Annotated in this window: 15 protein-coding genes and 1 pseudogene; 5 read left to right on the forward strand and 11 right to left on the reverse strand. The window is 72.8% G+C overall.

What is annotated here, in order from left to right:
* Nucleotides 1–77 precede the first annotated feature (77 nt).
* The 6 genes from AB0O19_RS31350 to AB0O19_RS31375 all read right to left on the reverse strand — a co-directional run bounded on the left by AB0O19_RS31350 (nt 78) and on the right by AB0O19_RS31375 (nt 6,770).
* Nucleotides 78–1,211, reverse strand: a complete 1,134-nt coding sequence (locus AB0O19_RS31350) for an FAD-dependent monooxygenase (protein ID WP_363624432.1) — start codon at nt 1,209–1,211, stop codon at nt 78–80.
* Nucleotides 1,212–1,250: 39 nt separating this feature from the next.
* Nucleotides 1,251–1,853, reverse strand: a complete 603-nt coding sequence (locus AB0O19_RS31355) for an ATP/GTP-binding protein (RefSeq protein WP_363579619.1) — start codon at nt 1,851–1,853, stop codon at nt 1,251–1,253.
* Between the two features lie 3 nt (nt 1,854–1,856).
* Nucleotides 1,857–2,222 (reverse strand): DUF742 domain-containing protein, encoded by a 366-nt coding sequence (locus tag AB0O19_RS31360; RefSeq protein ID WP_350883136.1) that lies wholly within the window; start codon nt 2,220–2,222, stop codon nt 1,857–1,859.
* Nucleotides 2,223–2,326: 104 nt separating this feature from the next.
* The gene (locus AB0O19_RS31365; RefSeq protein WP_363579618.1) at nt 2,327–2,782 is read right to left on the reverse strand and encodes a roadblock/LC7 domain-containing protein; all 456 of its coding nucleotides are present in this window, start codon (nt 2,780–2,782) and stop codon (nt 2,327–2,329) included.
* Nucleotides 2,779–5,799 carry a nitrate- and nitrite sensing domain-containing protein gene (locus tag AB0O19_RS31370; protein WP_363624434.1) on the reverse strand — a complete coding sequence of 1,007 codons (3,021 nt, stop codon included), beginning with the start codon at nt 5,797–5,799 and terminating at the stop codon, nt 2,779–2,781. Before AB0O19_RS31370 ends, AB0O19_RS31365 begins: the two co-directional genes overlap by 4 nt.
* A gap of 278 nt (nt 5,800–6,077) precedes the next feature.
* Entirely contained in the window at nt 6,078–6,770 is a 693-nt protein-coding gene (locus tag AB0O19_RS31375) for an FCD domain-containing protein (RefSeq protein WP_363624436.1), read from the reverse strand.
* Nucleotides 6,771–6,951: 181 nt separating this feature from the next.
* On the opposite strand from AB0O19_RS31375, the gene AB0O19_RS31380 reads away from it, so the two are divergent.
* A complete protein-coding gene (locus AB0O19_RS31380) occupies nt 6,952–8,676 on the forward strand; it encodes a 2-isopropylmalate synthase (RefSeq protein WP_363624438.1) in 1,725 nt (574 codons plus the stop codon).
* A gap of 100 nt (nt 8,677–8,776) precedes the next feature.
* Here the strand turns inward: AB0O19_RS31380 and AB0O19_RS31385 are convergent, their stop codons facing one another.
* The 5 genes from AB0O19_RS31385 to AB0O19_RS31405 all read right to left on the reverse strand — a co-directional run bounded on the left by AB0O19_RS31385 (nt 8,777) and on the right by AB0O19_RS31405 (nt 12,618).
* Complete coding sequence (locus AB0O19_RS31385; RefSeq protein WP_363624440.1) at nt 8,777–9,556, reverse strand: VOC family protein; 780 nt, start codon at nt 9,554–9,556, stop codon at nt 8,777–8,779.
* 279 nt (nt 9,557–9,835) lie between these two features.
* Complete coding sequence (locus AB0O19_RS31390) at nt 9,836–10,984, reverse strand: epoxide hydrolase family protein (protein WP_363624441.1); 1,149 nt, start codon at nt 10,982–10,984, stop codon at nt 9,836–9,838.
* A 29-nt stretch (nt 10,985–11,013) separates the two neighbouring features.
* Entirely contained in the window at nt 11,014–11,601 is a 588-nt protein-coding gene (locus AB0O19_RS31395) for a TetR family transcriptional regulator (protein ID WP_363624442.1), read from the reverse strand.
* A 110-nt stretch (nt 11,602–11,711) separates the two neighbouring features.
* On the reverse strand, nt 11,712–12,149 hold the full coding sequence (locus tag AB0O19_RS31400) for a GNAT family N-acetyltransferase (RefSeq protein WP_363624444.1): 438 nt from the start codon (nt 12,147–12,149) through the stop codon (nt 11,712–11,714).
* Nucleotides 12,150–12,231: 82 nt separating this feature from the next.
* The gene (locus AB0O19_RS31405; RefSeq protein ID WP_363624446.1) at nt 12,232–12,618 is read right to left on the reverse strand and encodes a nuclear transport factor 2 family protein; all 387 of its coding nucleotides are present in this window, start codon (nt 12,616–12,618) and stop codon (nt 12,232–12,234) included.
* 321 nt (nt 12,619–12,939) lie between these two features.
* On the opposite strand from AB0O19_RS31405, the gene AB0O19_RS31410 reads away from it, so the two are divergent.
* The 4 genes and pseudogenes from AB0O19_RS31410 to AB0O19_RS31425 all read left to right on the forward strand — a co-directional run.
* A complete protein-coding gene (locus tag AB0O19_RS31410) occupies nt 12,940–13,458 on the forward strand; it encodes a DUF3592 domain-containing protein (RefSeq protein ID WP_363624447.1) in 519 nt (172 codons plus the stop codon).
* Nucleotides 13,459–13,585: 127 nt separating this feature from the next.
* Nucleotides 13,586–14,017 (forward strand): Rrf2 family transcriptional regulator, encoded by a 432-nt coding sequence (locus tag AB0O19_RS31415; protein ID WP_363624448.1) that lies wholly within the window; start codon nt 13,586–13,588, stop codon nt 14,015–14,017.
* An 84-nt stretch (nt 14,018–14,101) separates the two neighbouring features.
* Nucleotides 14,102–14,839: an SDR family oxidoreductase gene (locus tag AB0O19_RS31420; protein ID WP_363624450.1), complete on the forward strand. Its 738-nt coding sequence runs from the start codon at nt 14,102–14,104 to the stop codon at nt 14,837–14,839.
* A 58-nt stretch (nt 14,840–14,897) separates the two neighbouring features.
* Nucleotides 14,898–15,183, forward strand: a pseudogene (locus AB0O19_RS31425) (hypothetical protein); the annotation flags it as partial.

The following is a 15,183-nucleotide window of genomic DNA, read 5'->3' on the forward strand; positions in this document are numbered from 1 at the left end:
CCGCGCGAGCCGACGCGAGAGCTGGCCGGCCGCCCGCCCGCCTGCTGCGCGGCTTCGCGCAGCAGGCGGGACAGCGGTCAGTACGGCTGGACGAGCACGTGGGCGGCGCCGGGGATGCCGACCTTGAGGAGTTCGTCCTCCTCCGGGGTGGTGGGCGTGCCGGTCTCCTGCTTGAGGACGGCCCGGGAGAGCGCCTGGACCCACATGGCGCGGGGCCGGCGGCGCTCCTCCCAGGCGGCGAGCGCGGCGGGGACGGCCTCGGCGGCGTCCAGGCTCTGGGCGAGGACGAGGGCGTCCTCGACGGCCATCGCGGCGCCCTGGGCGAGGTGCGGGGTGGAGGCGTGGGCGGCGTCGCCGGCGAGCGCGATCCGGCCGACGTGCCAGGGCTCCTCGACGCTGACCTGGGAGATCCGCGAGTAGACCACGGCGGACGGGTCGGTGACCTGGGCGAGGGCCTCGGCGATCGGGCCGCCGAAGCCGGCCAGGCGCTCGGCGAGCTGCTCGTGGGCGTGCCCGGGGTCGGGCCGGAAGTCCTCGGCCTCGGCGAACACCGAGCCCAGGTACATGAGGTCGTCGGTGATCGGGGTGAGCAGCGCCTTGGCCTTGAGGTTGCCGGTGGACATCACCACGCCCTGGACCTCGGGCGAACGCGGCAGGGTGACGCGCCAGTTGGCGAAGCCGGTGTACTCGGGCGCGTACTTCTCCCCGTAGAGGCGCTTGCGCAGCGGGGAGCCGATGCCGTCGAAGCCGACGACGAGGTCGTAGCGGCCGCGGTGCCCGTCGGTGAGGGTGGCGTCGACGCCGTCGGCGTCCTCGGCGAGGTCGGCGATGGTGGTGCCGAAGTGCAGGGTGGCGCCGGCCCGGGTGGCGGCGGTGGCGAGCACCTGGGCGAGGGCGGGGCGGGGGATGCCGTTGTTGGAGGGGGCGTCGCCCATCCGGGGCTGCGGGATCTTGGCGAGGGTGGCACCGGTCGGGTCGCAGATGGTCAGCACCTCCCACTCGAAGCCGGCGGCGAGGCAGTCGTCGAGGACGCCTATCTCGCGCATCACGTGGAGGGCGTTGGAGGGCTGGATGATGCCGACGCCGAGGGCTTCCAGCTGGTCGCGGAGTTCGGCGACGTCGACGTGGTGGCCGCGCTCGGCGAGGGCGGTGGCGAGGGTGAGCCCGCCGATGCCGCCGCCGTGGACGAGGACGCGCAGGGGTGAGGTCATGGGGTAGCTCCTGGGGAAGGGAGGTGGTTCAGCCGACGTTCAGCCGACGGGGGCGGCGGAGAGGTCCATCAGGTGGTCGACCAGGGCGAGCAGCAGGTCGCGTCCGAAGGCGCGTTCGCGGACGTCGCCGAGGAGCATCGGCACCTGCGGGTCCAGGTCGAGGGCGGCGCGGATCTCGTCGGGGGTGCGGGTGTTGTGGCTGTGGAAGCAGTTGATGGCGACGACGAAGGGGATGCCCCGGCTCTCGAAGAAGTCGATGGAGGCGAAGCTGGTGTCGAGCCGGCGGGTGTCGGCGATGACGATGCCGCCGAGGGCGCCGTTGACGAGGTCGTTCCACATGAACCAGAAGCGTTCCTGCCCGGGGGTGCCGAACAGGTAGACGACGAGGTCCGGGTTGACGGTGATCCGGCCGAAGTCGAGGGCGACGGTGGTGGTGTCCTTCTGGTCGACGCCGGACAGGTCGTCCACGCCGACGCTGGCCCGGGTCAGGTACTCCTCGGTGCGCAGCGGGGCGACCTCGCTGACGGAGCCGACGAGGGTGGTCTTGCCGACGCCGAAGCCGCCCGCGATGAGGATCTTGACGGCGGCCGGCGCGGTGGCGACGCCGGCGTCAGCGGCACTGCTGGGGTGGGGTGTTGCCATGGTTCAGAGTCTCCGGAGTCCTTCGCGAACGGCCGTGAGCAGGCCGAGGTCCACGCCTCCGGCGGCCCGGGCCACCGAGAGCGGTGCCCGGGCCCGCAGCAGGCCCTGGGCGACCAGGTCGCCCAGCAGGATCTTGGTGACCGAGACCGGGAGGTCCAGGCCGGCCGACACCTCGGCGACGGCGGCGGGCCGCCGGCAGTGGTCGAGGATCATCCGGTGCTCGGGCTGGAGGCCGCGGGCACCGGCGCGGCTGCCCCGCGCCAGGGCCCGGGCGGCCTCGTCCTCGACGGTGGTGAGCACGGTGATCAGGGTGAGGTCGTCGCGCTCGGGCGCGGTGCGGCCGCGGGTGATGGTGTACGGGCGCACCATGGCGCCCGACTCGTCCTCGGCGTCCTCGTCCGGCAGTTCGCTCCAGTGCGGGACCCCGCCGCGCTGCCCGCTCCCGTTTCCGCTCCCGTACGGGCCCACCGGTGTCAGCTCCGGTTCCGGGCGGCGAAGGCGTCGAAGCCGGCGGGGGAGGCGGCGCCGGCCTCGGCACGCACCGGGGTGGTCATCTTCTGGCCGACCTGCTGCACCAGGGTGTGCATGGCGACCGACATGACCTCGGCGTCGACCTCCTGGGAGGCGACGACGGCCAGGTGGGTGCCCCGGGCGGCGGCGATGATGAACAGCCAGCACTCGGCGAGTTCGACGATCACCTGGTGGACGGCCCCGCCGTCGAAGAGCTGGCCGACGCCGCGGGCCAGGCTCTGCTGGCCGGTGGCGACGGCGGCGAGGCGCTCGGCGTCGGCCCGTTCGATGGTGCGGGAGTGGCTGACGACCAGGCCGTCGTCGGAGAGCAGGACGGCGTTCCTGGTCCCGGGCACCGAGTCGACGAGTCCGTCCAGCAGCCAGTCCAGGTCCTGGTGGGTGGCGATCGTTCGGTTCATGACTGGTCATCCGTTCGTGTGGTTCGGGGGTCCGCGGCCGGCAGGGCCCAGGGGGAGGGGCCGGGCGCGGGCGTCGGGGAGCCGGCGGGGGCGGTGGGGGGAGCCGGTGGGGTCACGGCCCCGGGCAGCGGGTGCTCGCCGCTGTCCTGGGCGCGGGCGGCACGGGACTGGCGCTGGAAGGCGCCGATCGTCGCACCGGAACGCTTCGCCGGGCGCTGGAAGGGGCCGCCGGCGGGCTCGGTGGCCGGGGCGGCGGGTTCGGCGGCGGGCTCGGCCCACTGCGGGCGGGGCGCCGGCGGGACGCGCAGTTCGGCGGCCAGGCTGGCCTGCCGGACGCGCTGGGGCAGCGGGGGCTGCTCGGTCTCGCTGGGGCTGAGCGGCACCGCGGAGGCGTACTCGCGGCGCCGGCGCCGTTCGGCCAGCCGGTAGTGGTCGGCCGGGCGGTACTGCTCGTCGGCGTACGGGGCCTCGGCGTCGGTGACCCGGGCGTAGGCGATGTCCGGGTAGGCGGGCACGTCGTGCGAGGGCAGCTGGTCGACCGGGGCGTCGGCGGCCGGCGAGCTGTGCTCGATCGGCTGCTCGGCGTACGGGGCGGGGAACGGCGCGGGCTCGGCGGTGGGCGCGGCCTCGGGCTGGTGGACGTACTCGACGTGCCCGAAGGCCTGGACGGGGGCGGTCAGCGGGTCGTGTGGGAGCTGCTGGGTCTGCCCGGGCGGTTCCGCGTACCCGAGCGGTGCGACGTACCCGGGCTGCTCCACGTGCTGGACCTGCCCGAACGCCTCCACCGGGGGGAAGGACCCGGCCGCGGCGAAGGCCTCCACCGGTGGGAGGGGCTCGGCCGGCGCGAAGGACTCTCCCGGCGGGAAGGAGTCCACGGGCGCGACCGGCGGCCCCGCCGGCTCCGGCTCCGGGGCCTCGTTGGAGGCGGTGAGCAGCGCCTTGCGGGAGCGCCGCACGAGCGGGATCGGTTCGACGGGGGCGGCGTCGGGGAGTCCGGCGTCGCCGTCGATGACGAGCTCGTCGGGGACGAGCACGACGACCCGGGTGCCGCCGAAGGCGGACGGCCGGAACTCGATCTTGAGCCCGTTGTGCGCGGCCAGCCGGGCGATGACGTAGAAGCCGAGGCGGACGTCGTCCGCCCGGGCGAGCACGTCGGTGCGGGGCGGGCGGCTCATCAGTTCGTTGGCGGCGTCGTACTGCTCGGGGTCCATGCCGAGGCCGCGGTCCTCGATCTCGACGGCGAGTCCGCGGCCGACCATGGCGGCCCGGACCTCGACCGGGGTGGGTGGCTTGGAGAAGGTGGTGGCGTTCTCCATCAACTCGGCGAGCACGTGCGCGACCGGGCCGACGGCCCGCTCGGACAGCCACGGGTGGCCCTCGACGTCGATCATGATCCGGCGGTAGTCCTGCACCTCGCCCTGCGCGGCGCGCAGCACGTCCAGCAGCGGGACGGGCTTGCGCCAGCGCCGCTGCGGCTGGCCGCCGGCCATGATGACGAGGTTCTCCTCGTAGCGGCGCAGGCGGGCGGTGAGGTGGTCGAGGTCGAACAGGCCCTCCAGGACCTCCGGGTCCTCGTGCTTGCGCTCCAGCTCGTCGAGCTTGCGCAGCTGGCGGCCGATCAGCAGCTGGGTGCGGCGGGCGATGCGCTGGAGCAGCCGCTCGAAGCCGCGGTGCTGCTCGGCCTGCTTGACGGCGGCCTCGACGGCGGAGGCGCGGGCCAGGTTGAGGGCCTGGCCGAGGCGGGCGAGTTCGTCGGTGCCGTTGCCGTGCGGGCCGGCGGTGATGGTGCGGCTGTCGGTCTCGACGTCGACCTGCTCGCCGCGGCCGAGGCGTTCGACGACCTCGGGGAGGGTGCGCTCCATCTCCTCGGCCTGGGTCTGGAGTTCCTTGATGCGCCGGCGCAGCGAGCGGCTGAGCCGCCAGGAGGCGATGATCACCGCGACGACGGTGATCAGGCCGATGACGGTGGTCAGGACGACCTTGGTGAGGAGGGAGAGGATGGTGCCCTTGCCGACGTCGACGATGGCGCTGGTGCGGGTCTCGATGGCCTTGACCAGCTGCGGGTTGAGCTGGTCGAGGGCCTGGCGCCACTGGTCCTGGGCGGCGGGGAGCTTGACGGTGCCGTTGGCCTCGGCGGCGGTGGGCTTGGTGAGCGACTGCTCGACGGCGGCCTTGGCCTGCCAGGCGGGGCTGTTCATCAGGTCGTGCCAGGCGGCGGCCTCGCCGTCCGGGATGTACGGGAGGACCTGGACGGTGAAGAGGTGTTCCTGCGCTCCGACGGCCTGCTGCACCTGCTGGTAGTCGGCGGCGGAGAGTCGCCCGGTGGGCCAGCCGCGGGCCAGGATGGCGTCCTCGCGGGCGAGCATCTCCTTGGCCCAGAAGGTGTTCACCAGGGTCTTGGAGACCCAGGTGACCTCGCCGGCGTCGACGCGGCTGAGTGCGGTGAACAGCCGCAGGTCGACGGCGATCAGGTCGGTGTAGTACGCGTAGAGGGCCTGCTGGTCGATCGAGCCGTGGTCGACGGCGGTGCGCTGCTCGGCGAGCTTGCCCATCGCCTGGCGGGCCTCGGTGACGGCGGTGCGGACCTCTTCGGGGGCGCTGTCGGCGGTCTCGCCGGAGAGGACCTGGAACTGGCGGACCGCGTCGTCGGTCTGCTGGCGCTGGCGGCGCAGCTGGTCGGTGTTGCCGCCGGGCCGGGCGAGCGTCTCGGCGCTGAGCCGGCGTTCTTCCTGGAGGCTGTAGTAGACGATGTTGGACGGCTGGCCGGCCTTCTGGGCGAGCAGGCCCTGGGCGGCCTGGCGCTGGAAGTCGAAGACGGTCTCGCCGCTGGTGACCGCCCACAGGGCGGCCAGGGCGATGCTGGGGACGACGGCGAGGACGAGCAGCGCCGTCCGCAGTGACAGGCGCGGACGCCTGCGGGGGGCCTTCGGCGTCGGGGGCCGCCGATTCGCACGCGCGCGCAGAGCAGTCTCCTTGGGGATGGCGGCCGGCCTGAGCGGGGCGGCCGTCCGGGGCACGGGCTTGACGAGGCGATACTAGTCATACCGTGTGATTGGAGTGAAAGTGCGTTCGCTGCCTGGGCCGTGGTCACACACGCTCCGGACACAATGTCATCTGACGGTTGATCGTGCGTGCTCGAAGCATCCCAGTTCGGAGCGGGTTGACGAGGCGTCGGCCATCGGAGCGGGCGGCCGGGTGGCCGCCGTGTGAAAACTGTGTGTCCGCGCTCCGGATATTCGCCCGACCGGTCGGTCGGTGGCCCCGGTGCCCGCTCCGCCCGCTCTGCCCGCTCCGCTCAGTCGGCCAGCAGGCGCGACCGGGTGGCCTCCAGCTCGGCCGCCAGCACCCGCCCGGCCTCCTCGGGATCGCCCCGGTGCAGTGCCCCGACGAGGTCCGCGTGCGACGCGTAGCCGTGGTTCGGGTCCCCGCTGCGCAGCCCCAGCACCCCCACCAGGTCCACCAGGTGCTCCCTCAGGACCGGCGCGAACTGGGCGAACAGGTCGTCCAGCACCGGGTTGTGCGCGGCTGCCACCACGGCGGTGTGCAGCGCGATGTCGGCATCCACGAAGGCCGCGTCGTCCGCGCCGCCCGCCGCCAGCCGGGTGGCCAGCGCCGTGTCCACGGCGGTGAGGTCCGTCTCCGTGCGGCGCGCGGCGGCCAGTCGGGCCGCCTGCACCTCGACCATGGTGCGCACCTCGTAGACGTGCGCCAGCTCCGCCCGGCGCAGCCGGGTCGGCCAGTCCAGGGCGGGCCGGTCCGCCGTCACGAACACGCCCGACCCCTGCCGGCTCTGCACCATCCCGGCGCCGGCCAGCGCGCGCAGCGCCTCCCGGACGGTCGAGCGGCCGACGCCCAGCTCCTTCGCCAGGGCGACCTCGCCCGGCAGTTTCCCGCCCACCGGCCAGTGTCCGGCGGTGATCTGCTCCTCCAGGCGTCGGGTGGCCTGGTCGACGAGGGGGGAGCGGTGGAGGGGGCCGAGCGGGGACATTCGCGTTCACCTGTCAGCTTGTCTGAGGACTTGGTTCGTGGTTAGTCTACCCGGCATGCAGCCGTGGAGTCTCCCTCTGGGTGGCCTTCTTCTTGGTGGCCGCAGCGGGGCGTGACCGGACCGGCACCCCGCTGCGGGGCGCCGTCCTGCCGGTCCACCGGTACCTCCGTAAGGACTCATCATGCGATTCCCGACCCTGCGTACCCCCGCCGGCCCCGTCCCGGTCACCGCGCCCGCCTGGAACCCGCAGCGCCCGGGTGCCATGCCCTCCCACCGCTACCGGCCCGCCCACGAGCGCGTGCACGTCCCCGCGCTGATGCGGCGCTGGCCCGGCCGACGGATCGACCACGCCCCGCTGTGGGTCCCCGTCGACCTGCGCGACGGCAACCAGGCACTGGCCGAACCCATGGACCCGGCACGCAAACAGCGGATGTTCGACCTGCTCCTGGCCATGGGCTTCAAGGAGATCGAGGTCGGCTACCCCTCCGCCAGCCGCACCGACTTCGACTTCGTCCGGCAACTGGCCACCGTGCCCGGCGCGGTGCCCGAGGACGTCACCGTCGTCGTCTTCACGGCGGCGCGCGCCGACCTGATCGACCGCACCTTCGAGGCCGTCGAAGGCCTGCCCCGCGTCGTCGTCCACCTCTACACCGCCACCGCCCCGCTCTGGCGCGAGGTCGTCCTCGGGCGCGACCGGCACGAACTGCGGGCGCTGATCACCGAGGCCGCCACCCACCTGGCACGGCGGGCCGACGGCCGGCCCGGGGTGCGCTTCCAGTTCTCGCCCGAGGTGTTCAACCTGACCGAACCGGACTACGTCCTGGAGGTCTGCAACGGGCTCACCGAACTGTGGGACGCCGACCCCGACCGGCCCGTCGTCCACAACCTGCCCGCCACCGTCGAGATCGCCACCCCCAACGTCTACGCCGACCAGATCGAGTACCTGCACCGGCACCTGGAGCGCCGCGAGTCGGTGATCCTCTCCGTCCACCCGCACAACGACCGGGGGACGGGCGTCGCCTGCGCCGAACTGGCCGTGCTGGCCGGCGCGCAGCGGGTGGAGGGGTGCCTGTTCGGCAACGGCGAGCGGACGGGCAACGTCGACCTGGTGACGCTGGCGCTCAACCTGCACACCCAGGGCGTCGACCCGATGCTCGACTTCTCCGACCTCGACGAGATCCGCCGCACCGTCGAGCACTGCAACCGGCTGCCCGTGCACGAGCGCCACCCCTACGCGGGGGACCTGGTGCACACCGCCTTCTCCGGTACCCACCAGGACGCCATCAAGAAGGGCTTCGCCCACCACGCCAAGGTGGCGGCCGAGTCCGGCGTCCCGGCGCGCGAGGCGCCCTGGTCGGTGCCGTACCTGCCGATCGACCCGGCCGACCTCGGCCGCGACTACGAGGCGGTCATCCGGGTCAACAGCCAGTCCGGCAAGGGGGGCATCGCCTACCTGCTCCAGTCCGGGCACGGGCTGGAACTGCCGAGGCGGCTCCAGATCGAGTTCTCCCGGGTCGTGCAGGAGGCCACCGACGACAGCGGGCGGGAGGTGACGGCGGAGGGACTGTACGGGCTCTTCCGCGCGGAGTACCTGGACGCGGCGCCGGACTGGCCGTGGCAGGCCGGCGACGACTGGGCGGAGGTGGACGGCCGGCGCGGCGAGGGCGCCGGGCCGCTCGACGCGGTGGCCGACGCGCTGCGGGTCGACATCCTGCACTTCAGCGAGCACGCCGTCGGTGCGGGTGCGGGTGCGGGCGCTGGTGCCGGCTCCGGTACCGACGCCGTCGCCTACGTCGAGGCCCGGGTCGGGGGACAGGTGGTGTGGGGCGCCGGGCGGGACGGCTCGGTGCTCACGGCGGGCGTACGGGCGGTGCTCAGCGCCGTCGGCCGCGCGCAGCGGGGGTGACGGACGGGCCGCCGCCGGCCGTCGCGCCGGAGCGACCCGTACGGACGGGAGTTGTACGGAGACGGCCCACCGCGACACCGCGCGCGGTGGGCCGCGCCGCCTACATCGGTTTCGGTGCGATCACCGCGAACGGCGCGCCCTGCGGGTCGGTCACCACCGACATCCGGCCCGCCACCATGTCGAACGGCGGGGCGAGGACGGTGCCGCCGTGCTTGACCAGGGCGTCGACGGTGGAGTCGACGTCGTCCACCGCGAAGTACGTCAGCCAGTGCGCGGGCGTGCCGGGCGGGTCGTCGGCGAGCAGCGAGACCCCGCCGACGGCCCGGCCGCCGACCCGCAGCTCCCAGTACTGCTCGGCGCCCTGCGCCGACTCGATCTCGATGCCGAACGCCTCGCCGTAGAAGGCGGTGGCGCCGGGCAGGTCGCTGGTGTGCAGCTCGTTCCAGATCAGCGCGCCACTCTCGTTGACGACCCGGGCGCCGAAGAACTCGCCCGGCTGCCAGACGCCGAACACCGCGCCCTGCGGGTCGGCGGCGATCAGCATCCGGCCGAGCTCGCCGACGTCCATCGCCGGGACGAGCAGGGTGCCGCCCGCGCCGACGATCGCGTCCTGGGTGGCCTGGGCGTCGGTGGTGGACAGGTAGCTGGTCCACACGGTCGGCGGGGTGGGCATCCCCTCCGGCGCCATCGCCGGTCCGATCCCGGCCGACGGCTTGCCGTTCAGCTCGCAGACCGCGTACCCGCCGTACTCGGCCGGGCCGACCTGCCCCTGCCAGCCCAACAGGTCGCGGTAGAAATCCAGTGCCGCCTGCTGGTCCTGCGCCATCAGATCGACCCAGCACGGGGTGCCGGTCGGGTACGGAGTGGTGACTTCGGGCATTCTCGCTCCTTCGGGTGAGGTCCTGCGTCGGTCACCCTCTCGTTGCGGACCGTGCGCCGCCACTCGACACGCTGTCACGACCCGGTGGCCGCCGCTCGGCGTCATCGGGCCGCCTGTTGCCCGCCCGCGCGTGGCAGTGCCAGTGGAGGCCGGGCCTGTCCGAGTCCCGGGATGCGGCCGCGTCCCGAACGCCGGAGCAGATCTTCGAGAGCTACCTCTACGCCGGTACGTGCTGCACGCGACCGCCGATCCCGACGTCCCGACCAACCGCGGCCGGCGTCACGCCAGGGCGCGGAAGAAGGTCCGGATGTCGGCCACCAGCAGGTCGGGCTGTTCCAGGGCGGCGAAGTGGCCGCCGTGGTCGAACTCCGTCCAGTGCACGATGTTGTCGATGCGTTCGGCGAAGGCGCGGACCGGCAGGGTGATGTCGTGGGGGAAGACGGCCATGCCGGTGGGGACGGTGGAGGGGGCGGCCTCGGTCCAGCCGTTGCGGGCCGACTCCTTGTACAGCCGCGCGGAGGAGCCGGCGGTGGCGGTCAGCCAGTACAGCATCACGTTGGTGAGGAGGTGGTCCCGGGGCACGGCACCTTCGGGAACGCCGCCGTCGCAGTCAGTCCATTCGCGGAACTTCTCGACGATCCAGGCGAGTTGGCCGACCGGTGAGTCGGTGAGCGCGTAGCCGACGGTGTGCGGGCGGGTCGCCTGGACGGCGGTGTAGCCGGAGGTTTCGGCCTGGTGGCGGGCCCAGGTGTCGAGCCGTTCGCGGTCGAGGGCGTCGAGGGTGGACGGGTCGCCGGTGGGGAAGGTGGGGGAGGTGTTGACGTGCACGCCGATGACCCGGGCGGGGGCGGCGAGGCCGAGTTCGCGGGAGATGCCGGAGCCCCAGTCGCCGCCCTGGGCGCCGTAGCGCGGGTAGCCGAGGCGGTCCATCAGTTCGGCCCAGGCGCGTGCCACACGCCGGTAGTCCCAGTCGAGTTGGCCGGTCGGTCCGGAGAAGCCGTAGCCCGGGATGGAGGGCGCGACCACGTGGAAGGCGTCGCGCGGGTCGCCGCCGTGGGCGCGGGGGTCGGTGAGCGGGCCCAGGATGTCCAGGAATTCGGCCACCGAGCCGGGCCAGCCGTGCGTGATGATCAGCGGGGTGGCGTCGGGTTCGGGTGAACGGACGTGCAGGAAGTGCACGTTGGCGCCGTCGAGGGTGGTGGTGTACTGCGGGAAGGTGTTGAGCCTGGCTTCGTGCGCGCGCCAGTCGTAGCCGGTCCGCCAGTACTCGGCCAGGTCCTGGAGGTAGTGGAGCGGGACGCCGTAGTCCCAGTCGGCGGCGGGTGGCGAGTCGGGCCAGCGGGTGCGGGCGAGGCGGTCGCGCAGGTCGTCGAGCTGGTGCTGTTCGACGGCGATGCGGTAGGGGCGGATGTCGGTTTCGGCGGTCATGGCGGGGCCTTTCGGAGCATGGGGTGGGGTCAGGCCGTCGGCAGGATGTGGGCGAGCAGGGCCGCTTCCAGGTCGCGCAGCGGGAAGGCCGGGTCCTCGGCGGAGAGGGTGAGGCCGCCGCGGATGCCGGCGAGGAGGAGCAGGCGGGCAGCGGCGGGGTCGGGGACGCGGCAGGCCGCCAGGGCTTCGTCCAGGGCCTGGAAGAGGTCGGCGGAGGCGAGGTCGGCGCCTGCGGCGACCAGGACGGCGCGGGCTTCGGGGTCGGCGAGCAGGGCGGAGACGGCCCGGCTCTCCTGGACCTCCTCGGGGGCGGCGTCCAGGCCCAGCAGGGCGGAGCGGACCAGGAGTTGCAGGGTGGCGGCGGGGCTGTCGGCCGGCTGGGCGGCGAGCGCCGCGCGGGTCCGTTCGCGCCAGCCGTCGGCGATGTCGATCAGCAGGCCGTCCTTGCTGCCGAAGTAGCGGGAGGGCAGTCCGTCGGCGACGCCGGCCCGGGTGGCGACCTGGCGCAGGGTGGTGGCGCGGTAGCCCTGTTCGGCCATGAGCAGGACGGCGGCGCGCCGGATCTTGGCGCGGGTCGCTTCGCGGACGGCCGCCGAGGCCTCAGGCGTGCGGGGCACGGGGGTGGTGTCCGATTTTTGGTTGAACCATTGTTCAATATAAACACACGGCAAAGGTCCGCGTCACGCCCGGCGCGGGCCCCGGGGAGTCGGAGGTGGCGGGGCAGCCGCTAGCCCAGTTCGTAGCGGACGATCTCGTCGGTCACGGTGGTCACGACGAAGCCGGTCTTCACCAGGACCCTTCCCGAAGCGGGGTTGCCGACGCGGTGCTCGGCGGTGACCCGTGGGGTGCGGTGGTGGGCGAGGAATCGGCGCACCGCTGTGGTGGCGTAGCCGTGGCCCCAGGCGTCCTCGCGCAGGATGTAGCTGAGACTGCCCGTGTGGCCGGTGATGCGGAGCCGGACGACGCCGATCAGGTCGTCGTGGACGTCGATGCCGAGGACGCGTGCGGTGCGCGGCCGGCGGGTGTCGGCCTCCCGGGCTTCGCGTACGTAGTCGTGGGCCTGGGCGGCGGTCATCTGGCCGAACCACAGGTCGGCGACCGACCTGCCGCTGTAGATGCGGCGGACGGCGTGGGCGTCGCCCGGCCGCAGCTCGCGCAGGTGCACCCTTCCTCCAAGTCGTGGCGCCGGTCCGGGACTTCGCCCTGTCGAACGGGAAGCCGACGGCAAGCCCCGGACCCTGGGTGGCTCAGGCGAAGATGAGGCGGAAGATCTGGTTGTGGACGAAGAAGCCGCCGGGCTGGCCGGGGATCGGCTGCAGGTTGAACGTCTCGGCGAACTGCAGGGGCTTGTCGAAGGCGTTGTCGATGACGAGGCTGCCCGTGACGGTGACCAGTACGCCGTTGCCTGGGGCGGGCTGTGCGTCGGTGGTGTTCACCTTGTGCTTGACCGTGGCCAGTTCGGGCGTCGTCAGCTTCGCGAGGATGTTCTGCTGCCCCTGGACCTGGGCGTTCTCCCAGGTGAGCATCGACTCGGGTCGGTAGAGGCTGTTGAGGTTCGAGCGACCCGAGATGCCGGAGTCGAAGGTGTTGTAGTAGTGGGGCACGAACGAGTTGGCAACGGCGTTGAAGTCCATGCGCGGAACGTACCAGTCCGCTCACAGCGGGTGTGTGCTGTTTGGCGGAACTGCCACCGGGGTGACCGGATCCCCTTATCCTGGCCGGCTCCTGACGAGCCCGGTGCCCGTGCCCGTCTCGGCTCTCCCACCGTGGGAGAGTCGACAGTGGGGCGCATGCGCGTCGATGAGGTCGATGAAGCGGTGCCGTTGAGCATCGGAGAGGTCGCGCGGCTGCGAGCGCCCTGCTGCCGGCAGCCGGTGTTCCGGCGCACCGCCGGTGTCGGTGGGTGCGGGTAGCGTGAGCGCACGTGGGGAGTTGGGCCGACACCGGGGGGACCGATGGAGAACGCGCCGGACCACGGCCGGACCGTGCGGAACGGTTCGCTCGCCATGATCGGCCTGGGGGTCCTGCTGTTCGTCCTCAGCCTGGTCTACCTGATACCGCACGACATGGGGGTGACGTCGGCTCTCCGCAGTCGCGGCGTTCACGTGCCGGCGGTCGTCACCGAGTGCACTGAGGTGAGCGCGCCGCAGGACAACCCGGCGGGCAACTCCCACTGTCGGGTGCGGTTCACGACCTCCGAGGGGGCGTCCGTCGAGACCCGGCTCGCCTACGTCACCGACACCGTCAAGGCCCGCGACACCGTGGCGGTGGTGTACGACCCCCGGCACACGGACGTCGCCGCCCTTGCTTCGAGCATCGGATTCTGGAACTCGCTGGGCCGGAACGCGCTCGATGTGGTCGCACTGGTGGCGTCCGTCGTCATGGCCCTGCTGGGCCTCGCGGTCCATCTCGCGTACCGCCGGCTCACCCGGGCTCGCAGACGGCCCACCGCTCTTCAGGCGGTGCGCCGTTGAGAGTGGCCGCTCCTGAACCGGACGAGTTCGCTGCGCCCGGCCAGTACCTCCTGCTCGACCCCACCGAGGCTTGCCGCCGGACGATGTAACTATTACAGTTACGACATGGAAAGGGGTGATGGGCGGCATGAGCGCGAACAGTAGGTTGACGGTCGCCGCGCACGCCCTGACCTGGATCGGGCTGTACCAGCGCCGTGGTCACGAGGTCGCCACCTCCGAGCAGATCGCGACGAGCGTCAACACCAACCCCGTGGTGATCCGCCGCCTGCTGGCCCAGCTGCGCAAGGCGGGCCTGGTCGACTCGCGAAGGGGTGCCGGGGCCGGCTGGACGCTGTCGCGGGACCTGTCGGCGATCACCCTGCTCGACGTCTACGGGGCGGTGGAGCCAGGGCCGATCTTCGCCCTGCACCCCGCCACACCCGACCCCGAGTGCGTCGTGGGCCACGGCATCGCCCCGGTGATGGCCGCCGTCTACGGCGGGATCGAGGCCACCCTCCGCCGGGAGCTGTCGGGAACCACGCTGGAGGATGTGCTGCGCGATGTGCTGAAGGCCGCCTAGCCTCGGCCGTGGCAGTGCTTTCTGCGCCGGTTTTTGCGCCCAAAAATGTAACAAGAATAGTTACGTCAAGATTCGGAGAATCTCATGGGACAGCTGGACAACAAGACCGCCCTCGTCACCGGCGCCTCCACCGGCATCGGCCTGGCCATCGCCCGCCGCTTCGCCGCCGAGGGGGCGACCGTCTACCTCACCGGCCGCCGCGAGGCCGAACTGGCGGCCGCCGTCGAGCAGGTCGGCAGCCGGGGCATCGGCGTCCGGGGCGACGTGTCGAAGCTCGACGACCTCGACCGGCTCTTCGCCGAGATCACCGAACGCGGCGGCCGCCTCGACATCGTCGTGGCCAACGCGGGCCTCGGGGACTTCGGCCCGCTCGGCGAGATCACCGAGGAGGAGTACGACCGCACCACCTCCGTGAACCTCAAGGGCACGGTCTTCACCGTGCAGAAGGCGCTCCCGCTGCTGTCGGCCGGCGCCTCGGTGATCCTGCTGTCGTCCAGCGCGGCCCTGCGCGGCGTCCCGGGCCTGGGCGTCTACGCCGCGACCAAGGCCGCGATCCGCAGCCTCGCCCGCACCTGGGCCACCGAACTCGCCGGTCGCGGCATCCGGGTCAACGCCCTCACCCCGGGCCCGGTCACGACCCCCGGCGCCGACGAGCTGCGGGCCGCGTCCCCCCAGGTCGATCAGGCCGTCGCCACGACCCCGCTCGGTCGCGTCGGCCGACCCGAGGAGGTCGCCGCCACCGCCCTCTACCTGGCCGGGGACCAGAGCTCCTTCACCACCGGCGCGGAACTGCTCGTCGACGGCGGCCTCACGCAGCTCTAGCCTGCGCGTTTCATCCGGGGTCGCGTCCGGATCATGATCGGAAAAGCGAAAGTGCCTTCTGAGCTGCAACGATGAGGCTTGTCTAAGGTCCCAGTCGTTCCAGCAGGAAGGCACTTTCTGCGTGCACACTACCCGGTCACGGCCCAAGCTCGTCGTCAGCGCCGACGGGCAGGGGGTGGTCAATCACGCCGGCTCGCGCCTGCTCGCGGATCTGGCCGACGCCACCTCGCTGACCAGCGCCTTCAGCGGTGCCCTGCACCGGTTGCGGCCGCGCGGGACCGGGCATGATCCCGGCCGCGTCGCGGTGGACCTGGCGGTGATGCTCGCCGACGGAGGCGAGGCGA

The organism is Kitasatospora sp. NPDC091276 (genome assembly GCF_040684355.1).
In the GTDB taxonomy this organism is placed as follows: domain Bacteria; phylum Actinomycetota; class Actinomycetes; order Streptomycetales; family Streptomycetaceae; genus Kitasatospora.

Excerpts from the sequence above, each read along its gene's own strand:
- AB0O19_RS31375 (WP_363624436.1), bottom strand. The coding sequence starts at position 6,770 with ATGTCCCCGCTCGGCCCCCTCCACCGCTCCCCCCTCGTCGACCAGGCC.
- AB0O19_RS31380 (WP_363624438.1), top strand. The coding sequence starts at position 6,952 with ATGCGATTCCCGACCCTGCGTACCCCCGCCGGCCCCGTCCCGGTCACC.
- AB0O19_RS31350 (WP_363624432.1), bottom strand. The coding sequence starts at position 1,211 with ATGACCTCACCCCTGCGCGTCCTCGTCCACGGCGGCGGCATCGGCGGG.
- AB0O19_RS31385 (WP_363624440.1), bottom strand. The coding sequence starts at position 9,556 with ATGCCCGAAGTCACCACTCCGTACCCGACCGGCACCCCGTGCTGGGTC.
- AB0O19_RS31410 (WP_363624447.1), top strand. The coding sequence starts at position 12,940 with ATGGAGAACGCGCCGGACCACGGCCGGACCGTGCGGAACGGTTCGCTC.
- AB0O19_RS31415 (WP_363624448.1), top strand. The coding sequence starts at position 13,586 with ATGAGCGCGAACAGTAGGTTGACGGTCGCCGCGCACGCCCTGACCTGG.
- AB0O19_RS31360 (WP_350883136.1), bottom strand. The coding sequence starts at position 2,222 with ATGGTGCGCCCGTACACCATCACCCGCGGCCGCACCGCGCCCGAGCGC.
- AB0O19_RS31365 (WP_363579618.1), bottom strand. The coding sequence starts at position 2,782 with ATGAACCGAACGATCGCCACCCACCAGGACCTGGACTGGCTGCTGGAC.
- AB0O19_RS31390 (WP_363624441.1), bottom strand. The coding sequence starts at position 10,984 with ATGACCGCCGAAACCGACATCCGCCCCTACCGCATCGCCGTCGAACAG.
- AB0O19_RS31420 (WP_363624450.1), top strand. The coding sequence starts at position 14,102 with ATGGGACAGCTGGACAACAAGACCGCCCTCGTCACCGGCGCCTCCACC.
- AB0O19_RS31355 (WP_363579619.1), bottom strand. The coding sequence starts at position 1,853 with ATGGCAACACCCCACCCCAGCAGTGCCGCTGACGCCGGCGTCGCCACC.
- AB0O19_RS31405 (WP_363624446.1), bottom strand. The coding sequence starts at position 12,618 with ATGGACTTCAACGCCGTTGCCAACTCGTTCGTGCCCCACTACTACAAC.